Raw genomic sequence first — 23720 nt, 5'->3', positions numbered from 1 at the left:
TCAAGCTGTTAAGGAATTCGTACAATTTTCCAAGCGAGGCAAATCAATCATTACTTCTGTTCCGGCCTGTTGATAGGAATCTTTAAAGTGCAGCTTACCGTGATGGGCAAGGACTATTCTCTGAGCAATTGTCAGGCCAAGGCCTGTTCCGCCTATTTGAGTTGTGAAAAAGGGATCAAGTACGCGCTGACGGAGATCTTCTGGAATACCATGACCATAATCGATAAAGCTGATTCGAACGTATTGGTCGGTAATAGTCAGACGAATGATCACCCTTCCATCTTGGGACGATGCTTCAATGGCATTGTTTAACAACGAGAGGAAGGCTTCTGAGAGCTGTTCTTGGTCTCCCAACACATAGACAGGGTCTGCATTGAAATCAAAAAAAATTGAAATCCCTCTATCTTTGCTGCGAGGTTCAATGAATTTTAATATAGCCCTGAGTGTTTCGGTAAGATTAATTTGTCTCATTTGTGGAGCCGATGGGTTTGTAACCAGAATAAATTTATTTAGAATCCGATCAATGGACTGGATTTCTTCAAGGAATAGCTCTCGATAAGGGCGGAAGGATTCAGGCCATTCTTCGGGTTTAATTAATTGCATAAATCCTTTGATCGTTGTCAGTGGATTGCGGATTTCGTGAGCTAATCCAGCGGATACCTGATTGATTACGGAAAGCTTGGCAAATTGAACATATGCTTCCGAGCGTTTCTTTTCTTCGCTGATGTCGTAAAGTGTTAGAAGTACTCCGTAGGGCTTATTATGATTATCAAGCAATGGTTGTGTTTGATAGCGCAAATATTTTATACCTTCTTGTGAGGCCTTCCAGGTGAATTCCCCGTAGTCAGAAGAATTAATTGACCTAATATTTGATGAAATTCCCAATATTTCGGCAACTCTGCGGCCAATTAGTGATGATTCCGGTAACATTAAAAGATGGCAGGAAAGGTCATTCGATTCGAGAATTGTTCCTGAATTATCAAGAATCATGATTGCTTCTCGTGTATAGTCAATGGTCGGGATGATGGAGGTTTTTTGATGAAGTAAAACATGAATTGCTTTCATATGCCGTTGGTGGAGAGTTTTGAGACGGATCTGACTTCGGTCAAAGAAAAACAGGGTTACCAGTAATAAGATGAGAAACAGTACATGAATAATATATAGTTTAATTGACGGAAATTTGTTATAGCCTAATGAAAAAACTAAAAGCAAAGTTGTGGTTATGATCCAGGCTTTGCCCCAAGAACTGGATAAAAGATCAAACCAAATTATGATAACTGTGTAGGGAAGAAGAACAAGTATTAGTTCAAAGATAATGTTGAGGTGAGTAAAAGAAATAACTAAAACGTTAACGATCAGAAAAAGGGACAATATTAATAAGATACCATGGCGATGGAGTGTACGGTACTTACGGGAAAACACAGACATTACTCCTTCCGGAATTAACAATAAACTCTGAAATAGTGTATCACAAAGCTCAGGTAGAAAATTGTAAAAAAAAGGAGAGCTTGAGATAAAGAATTTTTAGGTGAAAATATATAACATATGTTGTATAATTATGCAATAAGAAAGGAGATAGGACCATGAAATTGCGTAAGGCGAAAATAGCCGATGTGGAAGAGATGATGTCATTGATTAATAATAATGCTGAGCAGGGACTAATGCTTCCACGCTCGAGGAATATGCTCTATGAGAATATTCGAGAATTTATGTTGGCTGAAGAAGATGGGCAATTAGTAGGAGTTGCCTCACTTCATATTTTATGGAGTGATTTAGCCGAAATACGTGCCCTGGCAGTTGACGATAATCACAGAAGACAGGGAATAGGCACAAAAATTGTTAAGGCAATCGAGGAGGAAGCCCGCGACCTGGGATGTTCCAGGCTATTTGCTCTCACATATCAACCCGAATTCTTCAAATTTTGTGGTTATGAAGAGGTAAGTAAAGATCAGATGCCGCAAAAAGTTTGGAGAGAATGCATAAATTGTATAAAATTCCCAAATTGTGATGAAATAGCTGTAAGCCGAATAATTTAGTTGTAAGTAACGAATATTAAATTAAATCGTTATAATTATCATATTACGTAAAAAATCCATCGCATCAGTATCAACTGAACGATGGATTTTTGTAAACTCATTATTCCTTGATAGCAGAACGTAAATTATTACGATTGGAACCAACCTCGTGATCGTTGTTGGAGAATGGTATGAAGAAAATCCCACTGAAGATCTAGGTAAGCATTAGTCATTTCATATTCACTTAAGCCTTTGGCTTGAAGATATTCGCGCGAAGATAATTCAAATTCTCGTATAAATCCTAGAATCTCATCCCTGTGAGTTGACAGCATTTTTCACCCTCCATTTCGAAAACAGTGTAGTATTGTCTCAATTTGCATAATCCTTTTATTCAAATTTATTATAAACAAATATCATTAAAAATTCTGTTGTAATTGGGAGTTGGGTAAATGAATTAAAATAGAAAGAATGAAGAACTAACAAGAAATATTGCAGTTTTGCGTAGAATAAACAGATTGTGACGGGTAATAACGCCAAAGTGAAATATCAAATAATAAAAGATTCCCTGCTTTATAATGATATTTTGCCTTTTTAAGATTTTTTAGCATAAAATAGCAATCCCCCAAATTGTGATGAACACCAGCGATATAGCCTTTGGATAGGAGTTTTCGTGTCAGCCAAGGGGATCCGTTATTGGGAAATCCTTTTGTCCTGACAGCGTGTAAACTGCGTTCAAAGAGTTTAATCGCTTCGGGAATCTTGCCGATTTTGAGAAGGGCAACGCCTTGAGTAGCTAACAAGAGTGGGTCGAAAAGCGCATTAGGGTTATCTCGAATTATATAGAGGACGGGAATAGGTCTTCCTTCTTTAAGAAGAATATCGCACAAAGTAGTACATAATAGAGGGTCCTGAGAACTAAGAAATTTTTCTAAAAGTGAGATTGCCTGAGTTGGCTCATGAAAATAGTAATAGAGCTGACTGGCGAAACGAGATAAGGACAGTGGACTAGTATCTTGGGCAATGGAATGTGCCATACGTTGAGCTGTGACTTTTCTCTCAGGGGGAGAAAAGTATCTTTTTTTAACCATTGCAATGTAGGATATAATCAGACCGCTTGACAGCACTATTAGACCAATGTTAACTCCGAAAATCCCTATCGCAGCAGTAAAAACAAATAAGGTTAACGTTGCAAGAAACATAAAGAAATAGATCTTTTGTACATATAGTATTTCTCTATCAATTTGAACTCCCTGCATTCCATCCCCCCATAACATACTACGATGGATTGTGGACAAATAGACCCCCGATTTTTAAAAAATTATGCAAAAAAAAAGATTCCGAGGACATAACCTCGGAATCTTTTTTTTGCATAATTTTATGGTGGAGGTAAGCGGGATCGAACCGCTGGCCTCTAAAATGCGAATCTAGCGCTCTCCCAGCTGAGCTATACCCCCAACAACACTTAATTATATGCCAAAAAAATAAAATTGCAAGTAGTTTAACGATGCAATTTAGGTAAAATAGTCAGCTTCAATTGAAATGGCTCAGAGGATTTCCGCGTCCGGAAACCCTCATTTGCGCAAGGTCTAGAGAGTGAAGTCTACTAGACTTACTCATCTTAACATAACGCATATTTTGTCGAAAATCAATGTGTAATTTATTGTAGATTTTGTTATTTGAGGATCATTATAGGCGAATTTCTTCATTAAGGGGCAAAATACCAACAGTATGTAATCTATACTCGCTCTTTATTTATTTAGTGAAGAAATACATACCCTAACTCTGAAGAAGTTAATCATAATTATTTGAAATTTTCGAACTAGGTATTGTTTTTTAGCGAAATCTATTTTAAAATAAAATTAAATGGTATGATGGTCTGACCAGCATATCCTGATAATCTTGGAAGCTAGCCAGAATATCGTATGAGAATATTACTTTGAGGAGGATGCCTCTATGGCAAATGCTCGTTCTGCTGAATTATATGAAAGATTTAAAGCAAAACTGGAAGCCGTATCAGGGGAATGTTATCGAGTGGACACTGAAGAGGAAGCCGGGAAATTGATAGGAACAGTTCTCAAGGACAAAGGTGTTCAGAATGTTGCTCTTTTAGAAGGAGAAGTAGCGAAAAAAGGAAATTTTGCTCAACAGTTAAAATCCATGAACATAGACGTGATGAGTGATAACTTTCGAAAAGTTACCCCAGACGCTCAAGCCGGGATTACACAGGTTTCTTACGCTATTGCCGAATTAGGTACTTTAGTCCAGGCTGATGATGATGCCAATGTCGACCAACGGTTATGTTCAACTCTCGTTCCGATTCACGTTGCTGTCGTAAGGACTGAAACGCTCTTACCGAATCTGGCAGAAACGATGTCAACAATCCATCGACTCCCTCGAATACCTGGATTTGTGGGTTTTATCACTGGACCTAGCAGAACTTCCGATATTGAACGAGTTTTAACAATTGGAGTCCATGGTCCTAAACAACTTATTGTTGTCTTTGTTGATTAACAGGGAGAGGAAGTGGCCTAAATGGCAGATAAACAATTTAAAAAGAAAATTTCAGACGCGTTGGATAATGACGTATTACGTGGTGCACTAGGACGCTTTGGAGATACTTATATTGCAGCACGGGAAAAGGCTTATGAAGGCTATGATTTTCCCTCGATTCGTGAAAATATTGTTAAAGTTAAGTCCTATGCAGCGAGTCATTTGGATGAGATGATTGATCAATTTGAAAAAACAGCTACTGCCAGAGGAGCAAAAGTTTTCCGGGCAGCTACAGGAGAGGACGCCAAAAAATATATTAGTGAGTTAGCAAAACAGCAAGGTGTAAAGCGTATTGTCAAATCAAAATCAATGGCTTCAGAAGAAATTTTGCTCAACAAAGCTTTAATGGCTGAAGGAATAGATGTTCAAGAAACAGACTTGGGTGAATGGATACTTCAGCTCGCCGGACAGCATCCATCGCATATGGTTATGCCGGCGATCCATATGACTAAGGAAGAAGTTGCCGATATTTTTTCAGGACACCTGCAAAGAGTGAGCCAACCCGTTATTACAGAGTTGGTTAAAACAGCTCGTGCAGAACTGCGCAAAAAATTCCTGGAAGCAGACATGGGGATTTCGGGAGCGAACATGGCCATTGCGGAAACAGGCACTTTGATGGTCGTTACCAATGAAGGGAACGCCCGACTTACCTCTACTTTGCCTCGAGTTCATGTTTTTCTGGTGGGAATCGAAAAACTTGTTCCTAACTTTGAAGATGCTACACATATTTTGCAAGCCTTACCCAGAAGTGCGACTGCCCAGCAGATAACAAGCTATGTAACAATGGTTACCGGCCCAACTCCTGCCTATTATGAAGATGGTTCCGTAAAGGATAAGGAGTTTCATATTATCCTAATGGATAATGGACGGCGTAAAATGTATAACGATCCTAAGTTTAAAAAGACTTTCCAATGTATTCGCTGTGCATCTTGTCTGAATGTTTGCCCTGCCTTCCAACTTGTAGGCGGACATGTTTACGGTCATATTTATACGGGTGGAATTGGAACAATTTTAACGAATTTCTTAAACTCGGAAAACGATGCCAAAAATCCCCAGAATCTATGTCTTCAATGCGGGAAATGCGCTGAAGTATGTCCGGGAAATTTAGATATTCCTGAGATGATTTTAGAGTTGCGCAACCGGATGGGAGAAAAGCAAGGTCTTCCTTTCACTCAAAAGTTTGCTTTAGATGTTGTTTCCAATAGACGGCTATTTCATTCCTTATTACGTGTTGCTTCTAAGGCTCAAAAGCCTTTTACGAAAGGACAGCCTGTTATCCGTCACTTGCCGCTCTTTCTAGCGGGAATGACTGAGAAAAAGAGCTTACCGGCAGTTGCTGATATACCATTTCGCGATGTGTTTAAAACAATCAAACAGGATGTTAAGAGACCAAAAGGAAAGATTGCCTTTTACTCAGGCTGTTTAATTGACTTTGTCTATCCGCGAATCGGCGAAGGCGTTATCAGCGCTCTTAATGAAAAGGGATATGAAGTCGTATTCCCAGAGGGACAATCTTGCTGCGGAGCTCCGGCGACTTATATGGGTGATCGCAATAATGCTCGAAAATTGGCCATCATGAATATAGAAGCTTTAAATGCAGAAAGCGTTGATTATGTGGTCAGTGCTTGCCCTACTTGTACTCATGCCCTTAAAGACAGTTTCCAGGATCTTGTTAAGGATGATCCGTCTCTAGCTGCCCGTGCTGCAGAATTAAGCCGTAAATCCTTTGACTTTTCTAAATTGCTCTCAGATCTTGGCGGTTTAGAGCCGGGGGGAGACGGGGTGCCTCTTAAAGTTACTTATCATGATTCCTGTCATTTAAAACGAAAAATGGGAGTTTATGCTGAGCAGAGAAAACTTCTAAGTGATACAACCGGAGTAGAACTTATAGAAATGAAAGAGTCTGATCGCTGCTGTGGATTTGCAGGTTCCTATTCAATCAAATTCCCAGAGCTATCCGAACCGATTTTGGAACGCAAGCTTAATAATATTGAAGCAACTGGGGCAAAGGTTGTTGCTGTGGACTGTCCGGGATGTTTGATGCAAATTTCGGGGGGCTTAGATAAAAGAAACCCCAATATAAAAGTTGTTCATACAGCTGAACTCTTATTTGATAAGCGTAAGAAAACTTCAAAAAAGAGCTAAGATGTTATTGCCTTTAACAAAATTTGTGAAAAGATGATTGTTTTCGTGCAAGGATTTTCTTACCATCAGTTCGAATAGTTATATAGGGAAATGAATTCTTTGTCCGGTATAACGTAGGCTGGATATTAAGCCTCAAAAAAATGAAATCGAAAGGACAAGGAAGACGAAAGTTCCCGTTATCTTAGCTGCCAAAGAATGTTCCTTTTCTTAAAAAGTGCTGCAGCACCAAGAAGGGATGTCTCAGTCAATGCACCTCTGTAAAGCGGAGTGGTTCGTTGCAAGCGCTGAGAATGGTGAAGCCTCTGAGAAACAACTCAGAGGCTTTCTTTTACCCATTATACATGATCTAACAGCTGACTTCTTCAATAGAAATAGTTAAAATCATGATCGTAAGTGAAGGAACATAACTATTACCTGAAGGAATTTCTTTGGAAAAGATAGAATATTAAGGGTTATAATAAGGTTAGGTAAGCGATTTTTTCTACAGATAAGTAGATTAGAGGGGTGATAATCTTGGGAATATATGACCTTTTCATATTACCCAAAACAACGGGCCCGATAGATCTTCCGGTAACATCTGCACGCATTGCTGAATTATTTTCTGAGTTTTTAAGACGTTATTATGAATGGAAAAGTGCACAACTCAAGGAAATGATCATTATACTTTTGTTGCTGATTGTGGGAGGAAGTATCTTAAGTATTCCGTGGTTATTACCTAATATCGGAATGACCTTAAGTTTATGCTTGCTGTTATTATTTTACATAACTGTTAAATGTTATATAACTATTAACCGAAAGGTAAGTCATTTATATGTCAACGTACATGTTTTGCAGCATCACTTAGTTGGCAAAGTTGAGGTGGGGTTTTGTGATCATCGGGAGCCTTGTTATTGTGCTGAGGAATTTATGGATTACGTGTTAAGAACTTACAATATCTCTCTAAACAAGATCCTAAGCTAATAATTTAAAGCATGTCCACTTGCGGTGTTAAGAAAAGTGAGTTTGAAGCTGCAGATTAACCTTGAGATCGGCAAAGATTTAGTGGCTGTTGCATAATGAATATTTATACATTTTGCAACAGCCACTTTAATGGTGCGATTTTAGCGTTAAGTTTGTTTGACTGCCGCCGATCTATAGTTCCATAACTGCGGCCTCATCTCGATCAAGTTTATCCATGCAAACTTTAAAGCGTGATCTTAAATTGGCATCATTTACGGCATCACGCATTTGACGCAATAAATCAATGGTCCGCCGAAAAACACTGATGATATCCCCTTCATCGAGATTACACATGGTTTGTACTTCACTAAATGATTGTCCTTGACTCCAAGCATACGTTATGACAGCTACTCGGGGGTCATAGCGTACAGATTCTTGCCCGCAAATGCTCTGAATGTAGGTGATGATATCCTTAATAGGTGTTGAATCAAAGACAATACCCCGCTGAAAAACATCATTTTTGCGAGCTTCAAAATCAATACTCGAAAGTAAAGCATTAATTTGGTCATCATCAAGCTGGTGAAAAATATCGGAATAAATTAATTCAGTGACCAGGAGTTCTTGGACATAAATTCTACTAGCGCAAATTCCGCGAGGCAACAGCTCATCGCCGCGTAAATATCCAATTTGACGGAGGTGATTTTTTTTATACTCATATTCCCTTAGAAAGGCGTTCTCTTCCGGAAGAGTTTCGAGAGCATTCAGAAGCTCTTTTTGTTTTTGTTTTAACATAAGGAAGGACTTACTGTGATTTTCACAACTTTCTCGTTGCTCAGAAGGACAATTTAGGGGAGGGTGTGCTAATATTTTTTCCCAGGAACGAATCTTTCGGGCCATTTCCCGTCCATAGGCACGGTTCTGTTTTCGGGGTCCAAGTGCCTTATAGGCTTTGCGCAGCCTTTCTAACTCCTTCTGTTTCGGGCGATGTTTTATCGGGCACTTGAAGGATCCAACCTCTTCACACAAGTTTCTCTTGGATTCTTCAAGTTCTTTTTCTATTTTGGTCAACTCACAATGAAAGTGGTCTGAGTTCAAGCGGTAACTAAAGGCTGCGAAACTCTTTTGAAAATAGGTTCCAATTTGTTCAGGTGTAAGAGTTGCTGTGAGATTCAGAACAGTATTATAGGTTAAGCGGAATTGACTTGTTAAAGGCTCCAGTTTATTTAATTGAAATCTGGGAGGAGGGCTTTTTTCCATATAGGCTAAATCAACCATGGCAAAAGAATACCCTTTTTTATCGATTCCTCTCCGACCGGCACGTCCTGACATTTGAAAAAATTCATGGTTAGCCAGAGGCCGGAAATTGCGGCCATCGTATTTATTGAGGGAATCGAAACAAACCGATTTTACGGGATAGTTAATGCCGACGCTAAATGTTTCCGTGCAATAAAGAACCTTAATTAGTCGTTCTAAGAAGAGTTCTTCGACAACTACCTTCTGGGAAGGGAGCAATCCGGCATGATGATAGGCAATCCCTTTAGAGCACAAGCGTTTTAACTGTCGCGTCGATGACGACCAATCGTTTTCCGGGCCAAAGTACTGAAAAAATTTTTCTTCGACAACTCTGCGCTCCGGAGCTTTAAGATAATTGGCAATGGCAGCTAATTCCATGGCTTTAAGTGCACATTGCTTTCGGCTAAAGACGAAAAAAAGGGCAGGGAGGTGGTCACGTTGTATCGTGCGAATTAGGTCTAAATGAGTTGTCGGGCTGAAGGGATTTTCTTCGCTTTTGTCTTGTTTGAGTTTTTGACGATAAAATTTCCAAAGGTGATTATAATCGACGAGTCCTGTATCTTTGGTGAAATAATAATATTCAAGAGGAACAATCCGTTTGGATTCTTCAATTAAGGCGACCTCTTCATGGCGGATTGATTCAATCCAGTTTACAAGCTGCCGAGCATTGGCTATGGTAGCGCTAAGCCCCAGAAGTTTCATCTTAGCCGGAGCAAGAATGATTGACTCTTCCCAGACCGTCCCTCGTTCTTCATCGTTGAGCCAGTGAATTTCATCAAAGACAATGTGAGACACAAATTCTAGATTTGGATCTTCGGTGATTACTTGGTTGCGGAAAACCTCCGTCGTCATAATGAGAAGAGGAGCCGTTGGGTTTAGGACAACATCTCCAGTCATAATACCAACAGCATTTTCACCAAATTGTTCTTTAAAATCCCGATATTTTTGATTGCTTAAAGCCTTAATTGGTGCCGTGTAGATAACTCGCAAATGTTCATTCATGGCTTTTTCGATTAAATAATCAGCTACCAGCGTTTTACCGGTGCCGGTCGGAGCAGCTACAATGACTGATTTTCCGGCGTCAATAGCTTCTAAGGCCTGTTCCTGAAAAGGGTCGAGGTTATATTCGTGATATTTACGCTCAGACATATATGTCAGCTCGTTTCTGATGTAAATTTGTTTACTTATTTTAACAAAAGGGCTAATGATGGTCAACTTTAGTAAGCTTTGGTCTGAATCAGCGTTTGTATCCATATGATGAAACAAGAGACAAGGCTAAGGAGGGATTTGGTAGTGTCTTCGCTGAGATTAGAGATAGAGCAGTCTATGGGGCTCAAATTTCCCGAAAAAAACGGAGCAGCGATGGTTAAGTTTGAGGAATCCTTGGAAATTCCCCGTGCAGCTGAAGCATTGATGCGAGGGTTGTACCGAGATCCTGAGCGGGTTCGGCAAGGGTTCAAACGATTGCATCAGGAAACAGGTTCGATGATTGAACTCTTGATGCCCAGGCGCTCGCGGTTACGGGAATGGTCGGATGCTCTTCCGGAACGGCCGAAAGATGCTGAGGCCTTTTTGAAAGAAACCACCGATCAGTTGCTGGTTAAAGAACAACGCTTGGTGCAAGCCGGTCGGGATTTATTAGGGCAATTGCAAGAGAGCGGATTGGAAGATATCTTTCCTATTTCGTTATCAGCATTTGGAGTCTGTTCCTATCGGGATCCAAGTGTTAAACTTTATCTCAAACCTTTAGGAAGGTTTGCCGAAATTAATCAGATTAATCCTGAGTCATTGCGCCAGGCAGTCCGGGTTCACTTTCTCTGTCTGCTCTTGATTATTGCTGGTGAGGACCTTGACGGACAAGTTTTTGCCAGAGGAGTTGAAGAGGAAGCTACCAACTGGCTTACAATCCTTTATACCATTCGCTATTTAAAACGCGAGTCAGCCGAACTGGCTCATGGTTATCTTGAATGGGTTAAAGCCTGGGGTGGGAAGATACCCAATCAGACGATGCTGAATGATCGCGTCTGCGAAAAGACACGAGCAGCAATGATATTTTGGCGTCGTCATTTAAATATCAGTTGGGCAGAATGTTGGCATATTGTTAGTCAATTTGAGTCCGAGAGTGCCCAAAATTTGGAAATCAATTAGGGCCATTCTGCTAATTCATGAGGCTTGATAATTTCCAAACGATCGTCAACCAGTTTAAGTATTCCGGCCTTTTTCCAGCCGTTGATAGCTCGGTTAACACATTCTCGACTAGTACCAATCATGTTGGCAAGATCACGATGGGTGATAGAAGCGTCGACAAAAATGGGGCTTCCGGGAGTTGTTGCAGGCTGTGCCAGTCGCATAAAAAGGGCAGCCAAAATTCCTGAGGTAGATCGATTGGTTAAGATACGAATAAACTCTTGAGCTAATCTTAATCTGCGGCTTAACGTTCGAATCAGGGCTAAGGAAAGAGAAGGACTAATATCGAGAACTTGAGGCATTATTTCATTATTTAGGACAAAGAGGACACTATCTTGAAGAACTTCAGCAGTTGCAGGATATGGACCGGCCTCTAAGAGTAAAATCTCGGCAAAACTATCATATGGGCCATACCAGTCAAAAATCTGTTCATTGCCTTCCGGAGTCCTCTTGGTGAGTTTAACTTGTCCGGAAAGTACAAAATACACGCAGGTACCAATTTCCCCTTCAACAAATAGCAGCTGGCCTCGCCGATAATGACGTTCTTGGAGATGGGGAAGAAGTGGGAAAACGTCTTCGGCTGTTAGGGATGAGAACAAAGAAAAACGAATAAGTTCATTTGCTGTTAGCATGATAAGCCCCCCTATCTCCCCTTGACAATAATTTTATCAAATCGTAAGACTCCCTCTTCCACAAGTGGGAGTAGTTTCATCCTTGCTTCGGTGGGGATAGAGTTCATCCTTCAGCGCGATAGCATTTGTTATGGGCTAGGCGCTTTCGTCACCGAAGACCCGATGTTCAGATTTAGCTGAACGAGTTCACTTAAGTCTAGTTTAATGTTATAATTACTTGTAGCTTTGAAATAAACTGTTTCAAGGTAAGGGCATATACTATTTAAAAGGGGGTAAAGGTATGCTCGGAATTGAATCAGTTCGTATTCAATCAGTGGTCAATTCTCCTTTTAGAGTTGTCGCCATATTTATGGTTTTCTTTATTGCCGTAATCATTATCATTAATTCTGTCTGATCATTCTCTATGTAATTCTGGACTTAATCGCCGTTCTATAGGTATCAAGTAGTATCGTAGTTATAACCCATGCGAAGGGGAAGCATTTACTTGTTGGGCTGCTCGGACTATCTCGGCCATGATACGAGCTTGTCCTGGAAGAGTGTGAGATTCAAATTCCGTTAATATTTGCCCGCGCAGCGATACGCAATAGCGTGCGGGAAGTTGGTTTAAAGCTAAGGCCATAATATCTGCTTGACACTTTTCACATGAACAATTGATTGGATTATCGTGCAAATATTCTTCAAGCATTTGTTGGACGACGACTTCGAGATGATTTTTTATTCCATACATTACTGTTATCTCCTTATTATTGATTAATTATTTCAATAATAAGGCCAATTCGACAAAAGAACAAGCAGAAAAAGTGCATCCCTTCGAGGATGCCTATTCTATTGGGAAAAATTCTTTATTTTTTTAGTTTACTGGTCACTCCTTGCCAGAATCGACTGGTCTCATACCCGAGGCGCCAAATGGCAATACCTCTTAAACGATAACTTTTAACAAATCCAAGTCGGATTTTTGCAGAGATTTCATTTTCGAACCAAACACTATGTCGTGCTCTACCCAGCCAATAGTAGAAATATGGTTCTACAGCTGTATCAGACCAAAGTATGTGAGCATTGGTTTTGGCAGCTAAATTTGGAATGTCACGCATCGGCACCATCTGAGTGGCTTCATTGGACCAATCGTAACCATAAATCGGTATCCCTAATAATATTTTTTCCTGAGGAAGGTAACGAATCGCGTAATCGAGAGCTTGGTTCATCCATGGTAAACTGGCAACAGGGCCGGGAGATCCTCCTGCGTAGTGCTCGTCATAGGTCATCAGGGTAATTACATCGCATTGTTTTCCTATCCCGGCAAAGTCATACCCGGGGGCTTCCCACTCTGAACGTTTAGCTGGAATAGCAATTGTTAATAATAAGCCTCTATCATGTAACGCCGCTCTTAGAAATTCAAGAAAAGTTAAAAAGGGAATACGGTAGGAAGCTTCGATTCCCTCAAAATCAACATGTACACCCGCTGCGGAGGACGGAAGTAAATTGAGCATCTGCTGAATACAATTCTTTTGTGTCGTTGTTGACGAAAGAACTGTACGGATAGGCATTGGATCAAAAATGCTTCCATTAAAGTTATGAAAAAGTATAAGAGGAGCAATGTTTCGTGCCAAACTTTCCTGTAAGGCGAGATTATTAATCTGGCCTGAGAAGTAACCATTTTGCTGAAGCTGAAAGGCAAAATCAGCATATACATCAATGTGCGATCCTTGTTGGCGTATGGAATCAATCGCTCGTAAATCCCCCGGATAATCGTCGGAAACATAGCCAAGAACCCACATTCGATTATCCATGAGCCGCCGTGCAGTTGGTGTCCAATTCAAAGATACCCTCCTCCTTTATATGCACACTCCTAGGATAAGATATGAGAAATTAGAAAATTAATCTTACTTTTTTATCTGTAAATTTAAGGAAGGTGAAAAATTGCCGTGAATATTGAATTCATTAAAGCGCTGCAAGAAATTTATAATCTCTTAGATCAGATGGAGCTTCGAAAAATGGAGAGGGATTATCCAATTATTTGGGAGAGGATACATTCCACGAGTTGTGCTCAGATTGGCAGGTTGTTAGCTCAAAAACGTCACGTTGACAGCGAACAAGCTGCTTTAGCATGTGCCTTACATGATTGCGGGCGCTGGGTTACCGGACGTCAAGAGAACCATGCCCCCCAAGGGGAAGAACTTGCTCGCCGTTTCCTTCGGGAACAAAATCTTTCCTCAATAACTCAGGAGGCTATTGTTCAAGCAATTATTAATCATTCGAAAAAGGAGGATGTTGGATCTCCCCTGGAGGAACTTGTAAAAGATGCTGATATTTTGGATTGCTATTGGTATGGAGACGATATATCCAAGGAATATCATGTTGCCAGACTTCAACGAGCTCTCTGTGAGCTGAATATTGAGCCATCTAAGGAGGGATAAGTCTTGGATAAAGTTCTTCTTATTGCTACGGGCGGAACTATTGCCATGCGCAAAGATAAGGCAGGGAAAGCAGTGCCTGCTGTCAGCGGACATGAACTGTTGGAAAGTATCCCGGAATTGACGAAGCATGCCAGATGGGATGTTTTAGACTTCAGCAATATGGCAAGCTGCAATATGGATTTAAAGCAAATGAGAAATCTGGCCTATGCAATAGAACAACGCTTTTTAACCGATCCTGACTTAAAAGGAATCGTGGTTACTCATGGGACAGATACTCTCGAAGAGACGGCTTATTTTTTGGATATTACGATTAGAGATCCTCGCCCAGTAATCTTAACAGCTTCACAGAGAGATGCTTCGGAAACTGATTCGGACGGTCCTCGTAATCTGACGAATGCTATGCGAATCGCACTGGATTCTCGGGCCATGGATCGCGGAGTCCTGATTGCACTTAATGAAGAAATTCACGCTGCCCGAGATGTCAGAAAACTTCATACAAATCATGTTGATGCTTTTAATTCTGGGGAAAAGGGAGACTTAGGGACCATCGATACCGGAGATGTCCTCTGGCACCGTAAGCCGGAACATACCATAAAACTAGGTGTTCCCGAAAAATTGGCGAAGGTTGCCATTTGTAAAATTTATACAGGAATGCCCAAAGATATTTTGCGCTTGATGACTCATGATGAAACAGATGCTTTGGTTATTGAAGCATTTGGACGGGGCAATTTACCGCCTCGTCTCGTTCCAGAAATCTCGGAGATTATCAACAACGGCATTCCTGTTGTGATAACTTCACGTTGTTTGTTTGGCCGGACTTCTCCCGTTTACGGGTATTCTGGCGGAGGAGCAGATCTGGAACGCATCGGGGCCTGGTTTGCGGACGATTTATCGACGGAAAAAGTACGTTTGTTCGTAAGCATTGCCTTAGGGCAAGGTGTGGCGCTGAAGACTTTAAAAGAAATGCTTGCAGCCGGGGCCATCAATTTTATGAATAAGTGATATAGTTTAGTTGAATGGATTACAACCTCTATTCATATTGACAAGGCTAAAAAAGAAGAGTATGCTATTAACAAATGAGACGGATTCTCAATTGAGGTATCGTCTTTTAATGAGAATGATTATCAGTTGCGGAGGAGGGATCAACAATGGAACGCAGTCTTGGGGAATTAAAACCCGGTGAACGGGCTTGTGTCGCACGTATCAATGGTGGAGGTGCTTTGCGTCGTCGGATGATGGATATGGGAATTGTACCAGGAGTCGAACTGGAGGTTGTTCGTTGTGCTCCTATGGGGGGTCCCCTTCAGATACGCCTTAAGGGTTATTATCTGGCAATGCGTCGTGGAGAATGTGCTAAAATAGTCGTCTCCGGGGAGCAACGTGTAGCTATTAAACATACCTTAGCTAGTCGCTAGTGGATTTTGCCGCTTTGACATAGTGAACAATGCTTATTAAAGGAGGGCGGCTATGCCATGAAGATTGCTCTTGTTGGCAATCCCAATGTTGGGAAAAGTACGGTTTTTAATGCCCTGACAGGCTCCAATCAGCAGGTCGGAAATTGGGCAGGTAAAACCGTTGAACGCAAGACAGGTATTATACGCAGAGATAATCTGGACATTGAATTGGTTGACCTACCTGGGACATATAGTTTAACGGCCTATACACAGGAAGAGATCGTTACACGTCAATACATTCTTCGTGAAAAACCGGATGTAGTGATGGCGATGGTGGATGCTTCTAATATCGAAAGGAATCTCTATCTCGTTCTACAGATTCTTGAGTTAGCGCCTCGGGTTGTTATTGGACTCAATATGATGGACTTGGCAAAGTCTTCAGGAATTATTTTAAATGCTACTGAGTTGGCAAAAGCCTTAAATGTATCAGTGGTTGAGATTGTAGCCGCTAAAGGGATAGGCATTGACAAGTTTTTATCAGAGGCTGTTAGAGTCGGACTTTTGCAGAAGGACCCTTTGGTTCACCAAGTACCCTATCCTTCTGAACTCGAAGAAAAAATTCGAGCTATGGAAAATTTATTAAAGGATACATCTTGGGCTTCTCTATACCCCTTACGATGGTTAGCTCTTAAACGTCTGGAAAGAGATCCTGAGATTGGACAAGAATGGCAGTCAGTATCTGCTCCGGAATCTTCAAAAGATAAGAAACGCGACTCGTGCTGCGATTCGGGTGATGCTTTAAACTATAAACTTAAGAAGATCATTGAGCTTCCAGGGAATGATTTGCTGCGATCTTATGAGGAAGAAGGGTGGACCAGGGACCACTTTGAAATGGCTTTTGCCGATGCTAAATATAATTATATATCTCAAATTTTACCGAGGTTTTTAACTCAAGAAGATCTCAGAAAACCTTCTCTCACAGATTCCTTAGATCGTTGGATTCTTTCTCCTATTTGGGGTTACCCCATCATGATCCTAGTACTTGCCCTTGTGTTTTGGGCTTCTTTCATCGCCAGCGCTCCTTTAGGAGAGGCTGTTTCTCAGGGTATGGCCTTGGCGGCTGATTTTTTAGTGAACCTTTTACAGTGGTCTCATGCACCGACTTTCCTAATGAGCTTGGTAAGAGATGGAATCTTTGCTGGAGTTGGCGCGGTTCTAGCTTTTGTACCGCAAATAGCAATCTTTTTTGCTTTCTTTTCCTTCTTGCAAGACAGTGGATATTTAGCGAGGGCAGCCTTTTTAGGTGACCGTCTCATGCAATTGATGGGCTTACATGGTAAATCATTCTTCTCCTTAGTATCCAGTTTCGGATGTAATGTACCAGGAATTATGGCCACAAGAACTCTTGAAGATCCTAAGGATCGATTGATTACGATGTTGCTCAACCCTTTGATACCATGTGTTCCGCGTTTGGGGGTTATGAGCGCTGTAGTTGCGGCGTTTTTCCCAGGAACCCGCGGGGCAATGATTATGTTAAGTCTCTTGTTGATAAGTATGCTCCTTGTGATGATTTCCGCTCTCTTTATGAGAAGAGTCGTTGATCAGAGGGAACGGTCGGCCTTCGTTATGGAATTGCCTTTATATCATCTTCCTACCTTACGGAATGTTTTATGGCCGACTTGGCATAAAACCTATACTTTCCTTAAGAGGGCTTGGACGTTTATTTTGGCTGCTTCCGTAGTAGTCTGGCTGTTAAGTTCTTTCCCTCAAGGAGTGCCTATGGACTCAACTTGGGCTGGAAAAATGGGAGAATGGCTGGAATTTATCGGCAAACCTTTAGGTTTTGACTGGAAAATTATGGTGGCTATTGTTTTTGGCTTTACGGCTAAAGAAACGACCTTATCGACTCTCGGAATTTTATATGGGGTGGCAGCTGATGCCTCACAATCAATTGCTCAGGCAATGACGGGGGCTATGTCTCCTTTAAAGGCTTATACTTTTCTAGTTGTCTATATGCTTTATATTCCCTGTTTAGCCTCAGTAGTGACAACCTATAAAGAATCGGGTAGTCTGCGCTGGACTGCTTTCGGAATTGCCTATAATTTGATATTAAGCTTTATTATAGGATGGATTATCTTTCACGGAGGTCAAGCGTTGGGTTTTCAATAATTGATCAAATCGTCAGACTCCCTCTTCTACAAGTGGGAGTGGTTCCCATACCTTGCTTTACTATTTCTCTCTGGAGGTGGTCTCGTTGCTAACCGGAATTTTAAATATCTTAGCCCGTAAAGAATCGTTATCAATGACGCAGCTGGCTCAAGAATTAAATTCTTCGCCGAGAGAACTTGAAAGCGCCCTGGAACAAATGGAACATATGGGCTATATTCGCAAGGAAATCTATGGACAGGCTTGCGGTGCAGGCTGCAGTTCCAACGACTGCAGCAGTCATTGCGAAGGATGCGGCTTTGCTTCTCCTGAAACTTACTCCTTCTGGGTACTTACTGAACGGGGTAAATCTTTAAGCCAAGGATAAGTTATCATGAAGTATTTATTCACGAATATTAAGAAATATGGTATGATCTAACTATTGGCTGGAGAGTTTACTACTGATTGAAGGGAGCTATGTTCCTGATGAGTAGACCCCGTGAAGAAAAATATCAAGCCATTCTGGATGCTGCAACTGAGGCTTTTGCGGAATATGGCTTTTTCAATAGTCAGATATCTAAAATTGCTAAACTGGCCGGAGTTGCTGATGGAACGATCTACCTCTATTTCAAGAATAAAGAGGATATTCTTATTAGCCTATTTACAGAACGAATGGGGCAATTTATAAACGAGATCTGTCAAGAAATTGAAGAGTGTCGTTCCGCAAAGGAACGATTATTACGTATTATCAAGACCCATTTGCGATATATGCAGGAAAATCGATCCTTGGCTATGTTTGCTCAAATTGAGTTGAGGCAATCGAATCCTAAGATTAGAGAAGCAATTTCCGGTCCCTTGCGCGAATATTTTCAGCGTATCGAGCAGGTTTTGACTGAAGGAGTTAATAATGGTGAATTTATGTTACCTGACATCAAGGTCGGGCGCCAAATGCTTTTTGGGACTCTGGATGCTATGGTCAGTGATTGGGTCATCTCTAAAAAGCCAAGATCCTTGGAAGGTTTGGAAGACGTTGTTTTCCATCTTATATGCGGAGCTTTCAGAATCCGAGATGTTAATTAAGGCGTTTATTTTGTCTAAAAATGCATTAGAAGTTTCAAGAAGGAAATGCCTAAGCAAATCCTTCTTTTTTCGTACAAAAACGGATTTTGATCCAATCGTCAGACTCCCGTTTCAACAAGTGGGAGCGGTTCCCATACCTTCTTCGGTGACGAAAGTGTCCTGCGGACACTTTCGCCGCAAGCGCCTATTCCATAACAAATCCTATCGCGCTGAAGGATGGACGCTACCCCCAGCGAAGCCCCGATGTTCAGCTTTAGCTGAACGAGTTCACTTTGTTCTCCAATTGCACTGCTATAATCTGGACAGCTAGACAACAACTTTTCCATCGCGTATTATTTATAGGAATATCTAATACTATGGAGAGTATGAAGTTAAGAATGGGAGTAAGTGTATGGATTTTTCAGGTAAAGATAAAGCTGCTTATGTTCGAGAGACATTTAATTCGATTGCCGGGCATTATGATTTGATGAATAGCTTAATGAGCTTGGGAATGGATAAACGTTGGCGGCGGATTGCTGTTCAGCAAGTCGGCGCTAAACCAGGCATGAGTATTCTTGATGTTTGTTGTGGAACTGGACAATTTTCTTTGGAATTGGGTAAAGCAGTTGGAAGAGAAGGTAGGGTGATTGGCTTAGATTTCTCGCAAAAAATGCTTGATGTAGCCCAACAGACTCTTGCTCAATCTAAAGAAAAAGGACAAATTCAATTTATTCAGGGAGATGCCATGGAACTTCCTTTTCCAGAAAGTACTTTCGATGGGGTTACGGTAGGATGGGGGCTGCGAAATTTACCAAATCTAAGAAAAGGCATCCAAGAAATGATCCGGGTCGTAAAGCCTGGCGGGAAGGTTGTTTCCTTAGATATGGCTAAGCCAACATTCCCTGGTTTTAAACAAGTTTATTGGCTATATTTTGATAAGTTAGTTCCGCTGATGGGGCAAATTTGGGCTAAGAAAGCAAGTGCTTATCAATATTTGCATGATTCCGCAGTAGAATTTCCTGCCCAGCAAGAACTTGCTGGAATTTTCTCCGAATGTGGTTTGAGAGATACTAAGTACATCAATTTGGTTGGCGGCGTTGTGGCAATTATAGCAGGAACAAAACCACGATTGTAAACTGTACTTCGGACTTTGAAGCTTAAAAAATTATTTGGTAGTTTAAAAAGATACCTGGAAATAAATCTGCTTCCTTCAGTGAACAACAAGGGGAGCTTAACAGAGCTGTGTTTCGCGGCTCTTTTTTGTTTTAGTAAAGAAACATAAAATTAATTTTGATAATTGGGCATGGTTTTAATGAGAATGAACATACTAAATGCGTTTGAATAATAATTTTAGGGGGGCATAACTATGAAAGTACGTGACGTTATGACAAGCACTGTTGATTGGGTAGGACCAAAAACTACGGTTTCAGAAGTTGCACGTCTAATGAAAAAAGATGATGTTGGATCAATTCCAATTTGTGATAACAATAAGGTAATTGGTATGATCACAGACCGGGATATCGTTATGAATGTAATAGCAGTTGGCAAAGATTATAATACCGCTCTAGCCCAAGATGTTATGAGCAAGAACGTTGTTAGTGTTTCCTCCAATCAAGATGTTCATGAAGCAGCTGATTTAATGTCTCAATATCAAATTAGAAGACTTCCAGTTGTGGATCAAGATAAATTAGTAGGTATTTTGGCTATTGGAGACCTGGCTGTTGAAAGAATCCACATTAATGAAGCAGGAGATGCCCTAAGCGATATTTCTCAAGGCGCCCGTCAGAATTTGAACTAAACGGAAAGGATGAAGCGTAAATGGCCGATTTGCGTGATCGAATGGATTTAGGGACATGGGGGGCGTTTCGTACGGGTTGGTGGGTTTTGCATGTGGTTGGAATTGTAGTCGTAGGATACATTGGCTATTGGTTAGCTAAAATGTAATCACTGCCTAAAGTAGTGTTGTGACAAGTTCACACACTACTTTATTTTATGATAAAATAAACGTAAATTGCCGAGGAAAGGATGTTATGACGAGTGACAATTAATATCGGAGCACGAGGACAAGCAGAAACAACTGTAACCTTAGCAAATACTGCGAAGACAATGGGAAGCGGGGGTCTGGAGGTATTTGCCACACCTGCCATGGTAGCCCTGATGGAGCAGGCTGCAGTAAATGCCCTTGAATTGCCTGAAGGGCAATCAAGTGTAGGGACGTCTTTAATGATCACCCATTCTGCTGCCACTCCTATAGGCGGTAGAATTACCGCAACGGCCGAGCTGATTGAAATTGATCGCAGACGGTTAGTTTTTACAGTGGAAGCCAGTGACGAAGCTGGACAGATTGGTTCTGGCAAACATGAACGTTTTATCATTGAAGCAGAATCTTTTTTGATTAAGGCGCAAAAACGAAATCAGAGGATATAATGATGGAAGGTTTTTATACACTTTCCCAAAAGACAATATCTGAGCAAACTATCGACAAATCGCGTTTCATATGTATCGGAACCCCCGTTCATTCCCTTGAGCAAATTAACCAGGCTATGGAAGAAATTCGCCAGGATTATCCAAATGCCCGGCACTATGTTTATGCTTACCGTTTACACGAGGGTAATTTAGAGAAAGCGTCTGATGACGGAGAGCCACAGGGAACTGGTGGGCGCCCAGTATTAGACATTCTTAAACATCAGAACCTTTGGAACATTTTACTGGTTGTTGTTAGGTATTTTGGGGGAGTACTTCTCGGTACGGGAGGTCTAACAAGAGCATACGGCAGCACTGCTAAACTGGTTTTTGAGGGGGGTCAATTAGTTCAATTGACCCTTTTTCATCAATATCAATTGTCTCTAACCTATGAATGGTATTCATCATTGAAGTATCAATTTGAGCAACGAAATTGGCGTATCCGCGATGAAGAATTCTTGGAGGTCATTCAATTCATAATCTCCGTTCCGGAAACTCAGACGGATTTATTCTTGAAATGGTTAACTGATTTCACTAGAAATCAAGTTAAATATCAAGATAAAGGACTTGTGTGGGAATAGATTACCATTTTTTAAATATAGACTATTTTGAAGAATTGAATTTGAAAAACTATTTTAAAGAATTAAACTTTGGGAAAGTGAATACAATCACTTTCCTTTTTCTGTGCAATCTGTTATCATTAAAGTGAAATATGGCACTATCGAACATAATTATAGGAGCGTGTGTGTATGTTAACTTGGGTAGGAACAGTAATGATCGGTTCTTTTCTTTTAAGCTGTACTGCAGTAATTGTAACATCTGGCGTACAAATTTTAAGATCCATCCGTAAAGTTCCTATTGATGGTGGTTTTGTGTCACGAACTCAAGAAGCCTGATACAGGTAATTTTGGCATTTAAAGTAAAATATAAGAGGATGAATGAATCCGAAACTCCGCATTCTTAAGCAGCGGGGTTTTTTTCTTTCTAAATCTTAAATAAATACATTAATTCGCCATTATCTTGGAATGCTTGCAAACTATAGCTGATCGAAGAAGGAGAAAGTAATTTTCTGTCGAATCTAATTAAAGATTGTACAGATGGAGGGGGGACCCGTATTCTGGCATATGAAGTTATTGTTTTTTTGGGAAGTGTTCCATTTATAGCCTTTATCACTTTACGAGCAAATACTTGGGGATTGACTAAAAGGAGTGCTATTCTAATAGCCTTCTTATTGTGTGGAGATGTAATGGCTTTCCCTTTTGCTCTTCAGTCCGGAGGAACAGGGTTATGGCTAATTTTAACAATGATTCTCATATTCGCGGGCGCTGCTTGGCCGAGTATTATGAAAGTTATGAGAAAGCAGAATCCGAATTCCCAAGAAGACACCTATGCTGAAACAGTGAATAGAGACAACAGAAATGAACAAATTAATCTCAATCCTATGAATTTACTAGACCAAAGTACTTATTTAAAAGGACTTAAAATCAATAATAACGCTGAGCCTCGCGATGATAAAGAACCTTGTTCTAATTATCAAGGTTTTAGCGAATCAGAAGGTAATAGGGAGGAAAGAAGCTTTCAACAAGCTCAAAAACCTTCCGAATTTGTCGCCTTTGGAAGTACCGATAGTATAGAGATTTCTAGGATAGAATTGATCGATGTGTCGAAGGAAAGAAAATCGGCAGAGGAAACCGAGGTACCGGACGAACCGATAATGGAAGCCGAGGTACCGGACGAACCGATAATGGAAGCCGAGATACCGGACGAACCGATAATGGAAACCGAGATACCGGACGAACCGATAATGGAAACCGAGATACCGGACGAACCGATAGAGGAAACCGAGGTACCGGACGAACCGATAGAGAAAGCCGAGGTACCGGACGAACCGATAATGGAAGCCGAGGTACCGGACGAACCGATAGAGGAAGCCGAGGTACCGGACGAACTGATAGAGGAAGCCGAGGTACCGGACGAACTGATAGAGGAAGCCGAGGTACCGGACGAACCGATAATGGAAACCGAGATACCGGACGAACCGATAGAGGAAACCGAGGTACCGGACGAACCGATAGAGAAAGCCGAGGTACCGGACGAACCGTTAATGGAAGCCGAGGTACCGGACGAACTGATAGAGAAAGCCGAGGTACCTGAAGAATCCGTTATGATAGAAGCAACTTTAGATGAGCTTCTTGACTTGGGTTTTAACGAAAAATTTGCTGGAAATTTTGCTCAGGCAGCTGTTTGTTTTCTTCAAGCTTTATCTCTGGAACCTAAGCCCGATATAGCTTTTTATTTAATCCTGGATTGTTATTGGCTCTGGAAAAATATTGGGGAATCTGATTACGCAATTTCCAGGATCATGGGTTATGCTCAAAAATATAGACCACAATTTAGTCTGGATTTACAATTTCAATTTGAGGTCTGGTTAAAGAAAGAAGACCTCGAGAAATATTTATAAATAATAGGGGGTTGGTTTTTAAA

General features: G+C 40.9%; 26 protein-coding genes and 1 tRNA gene. 18 read left to right on the top strand and 9 right to left on the bottom strand.

Features of this window, described 5'->3' with window-relative positions; all coding sequences use genetic code 11:
- On the bottom strand, nucleotides 1–1428 hold the full coding sequence (locus B5Y67_RS04510) for an ATP-binding protein (RefSeq protein WP_242975852.1): 1428 nt from the start codon (nucleotides 1426–1428) through the stop codon (nucleotides 1–3).
- A 155-nt stretch (nucleotides 1429–1583) separates the two neighbouring features.
- Here B5Y67_RS04510 and B5Y67_RS04505 point away from each other — a divergent pair, with 155 nt between their 5' ends.
- Nucleotides 1584–2036: an N-acetyltransferase gene (locus B5Y67_RS04505; protein ID WP_088225342.1), complete on the top strand. Its 453-nt coding sequence runs from the start codon at nucleotides 1584–1586 to the stop codon at nucleotides 2034–2036.
- A 128-nt stretch (nucleotides 2037–2164) separates the two neighbouring features.
- Here the strand turns inward: B5Y67_RS04505 and B5Y67_RS04500 are convergent, their stop codons facing one another.
- The 3 genes from B5Y67_RS04500 to B5Y67_RS04490 all read right to left on the bottom strand — a co-directional run bounded on the left by B5Y67_RS04500 (nucleotide 2165) and on the right by B5Y67_RS04490 (nucleotide 3469).
- Nucleotides 2165–2347 carry a hypothetical protein gene (locus B5Y67_RS04500; protein WP_088225341.1) on the bottom strand — a complete coding sequence of 61 codons (183 nt, stop codon included), beginning with the start codon at nucleotides 2345–2347 and terminating at the stop codon, nucleotides 2165–2167.
- Nucleotides 2348–2491: 144 nt separating this feature from the next.
- The gene (locus B5Y67_RS04495; protein ID WP_088225340.1) at nucleotides 2492–3271 is read right to left on the bottom strand and encodes a tetratricopeptide repeat protein; all 780 of its coding nucleotides are present in this window, start codon (nucleotides 3269–3271) and stop codon (nucleotides 2492–2494) included.
- A gap of 122 nt (nucleotides 3272–3393) precedes the next feature.
- Nucleotides 3394–3469: transfer RNA gene (locus B5Y67_RS04490), tRNA-Ala, on the bottom strand.
- Between the two features lie 499 nt (nucleotides 3470–3968).
- Here B5Y67_RS04490 and B5Y67_RS04485 point away from each other — a divergent pair.
- From B5Y67_RS04485 to B5Y67_RS04475, 3 genes are all read left to right on the top strand, one after another.
- Nucleotides 3969–4526, top strand: a complete 558-nt coding sequence (locus B5Y67_RS04485; protein WP_088225339.1) for a lactate utilization protein — start codon at nucleotides 3969–3971, stop codon at nucleotides 4524–4526.
- Nucleotides 4527–4547: 21 nt separating this feature from the next.
- Nucleotides 4548–6710, top strand: coding sequence for an L-lactate dehydrogenase (quinone) large subunit LdhH (gene ldhH, locus B5Y67_RS04480; protein WP_088225338.1), 2163 nt, complete (start codon nucleotides 4548–4550; stop codon nucleotides 6708–6710).
- Nucleotides 6711–7223: 513 nt separating this feature from the next.
- Entirely contained in the window at nucleotides 7224–7670 is a 447-nt protein-coding gene (locus B5Y67_RS04475) for a hypothetical protein (protein WP_088225337.1), read from the top strand.
- A gap of 171 nt (nucleotides 7671–7841) precedes the next feature.
- On the opposite strand, the gene B5Y67_RS04470 is transcribed toward B5Y67_RS04475, so the two are convergent.
- A complete protein-coding gene (locus B5Y67_RS04470) occupies nucleotides 7842–10091 on the bottom strand; it encodes a DEAD/DEAH box helicase (protein ID WP_088225336.1) in 2250 nt (749 codons plus the stop codon).
- Nucleotides 10092–10235: 144 nt separating this feature from the next.
- Between B5Y67_RS04470 and B5Y67_RS04465 the strand changes: the two genes are divergently transcribed.
- Nucleotides 10236–11090 carry a hypothetical protein gene (locus B5Y67_RS04465; RefSeq protein ID WP_242975851.1) on the top strand — a complete coding sequence of 285 codons (855 nt, stop codon included), beginning with the start codon at nucleotides 10236–10238 and terminating at the stop codon, nucleotides 11088–11090.
- On the opposite strand, the gene B5Y67_RS04460 is transcribed toward B5Y67_RS04465, so the two are convergent.
- The 3 genes from B5Y67_RS04460 to B5Y67_RS04450 form a co-directional block, all read right to left on the bottom strand.
- Nucleotides 11087–11761 carry a Crp/Fnr family transcriptional regulator gene (locus B5Y67_RS04460; RefSeq protein WP_088225335.1) on the bottom strand — a complete coding sequence of 225 codons (675 nt, stop codon included), beginning with the start codon at nucleotides 11759–11761 and terminating at the stop codon, nucleotides 11087–11089. The two genes, B5Y67_RS04465 and B5Y67_RS04460, sit on opposite strands and share 4 nt — an antisense overlap.
- Nucleotides 11762–12215: 454 nt before the next feature.
- Nucleotides 12216–12488 (bottom strand): late competence development ComFB family protein, encoded by a 273-nt coding sequence (locus B5Y67_RS04455; protein WP_088225334.1) that lies wholly within the window; start codon nucleotides 12486–12488, stop codon nucleotides 12216–12218.
- Nucleotides 12489–12603: 115 nt separating this feature from the next.
- Nucleotides 12604–13578, bottom strand: coding sequence for a glycosyl hydrolase family 18 protein (locus tag B5Y67_RS04450; protein ID WP_088225333.1), 975 nt, complete (start codon nucleotides 13576–13578; stop codon nucleotides 12604–12606).
- A gap of 105 nt (nucleotides 13579–13683) precedes the next feature.
- On the opposite strand from B5Y67_RS04450, the gene B5Y67_RS04445 reads away from it, so the two are divergent.
- From B5Y67_RS04445 to B5Y67_RS04420, 6 genes are all read left to right on the top strand, one after another.
- Entirely contained in the window at nucleotides 13684–14175 is a 492-nt protein-coding gene (locus B5Y67_RS04445) for an HD domain-containing protein (protein ID WP_088225332.1), read from the top strand.
- Nucleotides 14176–14178: 3 nt separating this feature from the next.
- Nucleotides 14179–15177 (top strand): asparaginase, encoded by a 999-nt coding sequence (locus B5Y67_RS04440; protein ID WP_088225331.1) that lies wholly within the window; start codon nucleotides 14179–14181, stop codon nucleotides 15175–15177.
- Between the two features lie 146 nt (nucleotides 15178–15323).
- Complete coding sequence (locus tag B5Y67_RS04435) at nucleotides 15324–15590, top strand: FeoA family protein (protein ID WP_088225330.1); 267 nt, start codon at nucleotides 15324–15326, stop codon at nucleotides 15588–15590.
- A gap of 57 nt (nucleotides 15591–15647) precedes the next feature.
- Nucleotides 15648–17738, top strand: coding sequence for a ferrous iron transport protein B (feoB, locus tag B5Y67_RS04430; protein ID WP_088225329.1), 2091 nt, complete (start codon nucleotides 15648–15650; stop codon nucleotides 17736–17738).
- An 85-nt stretch (nucleotides 17739–17823) separates the two neighbouring features.
- The gene (locus tag B5Y67_RS04425; protein ID WP_088225328.1) at nucleotides 17824–18102 is read left to right on the top strand and encodes a FeoC-like transcriptional regulator; all 279 of its coding nucleotides are present in this window, start codon (nucleotides 17824–17826) and stop codon (nucleotides 18100–18102) included.
- A gap of 98 nt (nucleotides 18103–18200) precedes the next feature.
- Complete coding sequence (locus B5Y67_RS04420) at nucleotides 18201–18794, top strand: TetR/AcrR family transcriptional regulator (RefSeq protein WP_088225327.1); 594 nt, start codon at nucleotides 18201–18203, stop codon at nucleotides 18792–18794.
- 98 nt (nucleotides 18795–18892) lie between these two features.
- Here the strand turns inward: B5Y67_RS04420 and B5Y67_RS24855 are convergent, their stop codons facing one another.
- Complete coding sequence (locus tag B5Y67_RS24855; protein WP_170932582.1) at nucleotides 18893–19108, bottom strand: hypothetical protein; 216 nt, start codon at nucleotides 19106–19108, stop codon at nucleotides 18893–18895.
- 77 nt (nucleotides 19109–19185) lie between these two features.
- Between B5Y67_RS24855 and B5Y67_RS04415 the strand changes: the two genes are divergently transcribed.
- From B5Y67_RS04415 to B5Y67_RS04395, 7 genes are all read left to right on the top strand, one after another.
- Entirely contained in the window at nucleotides 19186–19908 is a 723-nt protein-coding gene (locus B5Y67_RS04415) for a demethylmenaquinone methyltransferase (RefSeq protein WP_088225326.1), read from the top strand.
- A gap of 231 nt (nucleotides 19909–20139) precedes the next feature.
- Nucleotides 20140–20571 (top strand): CBS domain-containing protein, encoded by a 432-nt coding sequence (locus tag B5Y67_RS04410; RefSeq protein ID WP_088225325.1) that lies wholly within the window; start codon nucleotides 20140–20142, stop codon nucleotides 20569–20571.
- 20 nt (nucleotides 20572–20591) lie between these two features.
- On the top strand, nucleotides 20592–20717 hold the full coding sequence (locus tag B5Y67_RS26135; protein ID WP_282432753.1) for a hypothetical protein: 126 nt from the start codon (nucleotides 20592–20594) through the stop codon (nucleotides 20715–20717).
- A 93-nt stretch (nucleotides 20718–20810) separates the two neighbouring features.
- A complete protein-coding gene (locus tag B5Y67_RS04405; protein WP_088225324.1) occupies nucleotides 20811–21200 on the top strand; it encodes a thioesterase family protein in 390 nt (129 codons plus the stop codon).
- Complete coding sequence (locus B5Y67_RS04400) at nucleotides 21200–21817, top strand: YigZ family protein (protein ID WP_348982290.1); 618 nt, start codon at nucleotides 21200–21202, stop codon at nucleotides 21815–21817. Before B5Y67_RS04405 ends, B5Y67_RS04400 begins: the two co-directional genes overlap by 1 nt.
- Nucleotides 21818–21985: 168 nt before the next feature.
- Complete coding sequence (locus B5Y67_RS25175) at nucleotides 21986–22132, top strand: hypothetical protein (protein ID WP_170932581.1); 147 nt, start codon at nucleotides 21986–21988, stop codon at nucleotides 22130–22132.
- A 350-nt stretch (nucleotides 22133–22482) separates the two neighbouring features.
- On the top strand, nucleotides 22483–23697 hold the full coding sequence (locus B5Y67_RS04395) for a hypothetical protein (protein WP_170932580.1): 1215 nt from the start codon (nucleotides 22483–22485) through the stop codon (nucleotides 23695–23697).
- The last annotated feature ends 23 nt before the right edge of the window (nucleotides 23698–23720 follow it).

This window comes from Desulfosporosinus sp. FKB, from assembly GCF_002196705.1.
In the GTDB taxonomy this organism is placed as follows: Bacteria; Bacillota; Desulfitobacteriia; order Desulfitobacteriales; family Desulfitobacteriaceae; genus Desulfosporosinus.
This window is presented reverse-complemented; position numbering and strand designations above follow the sequence as displayed.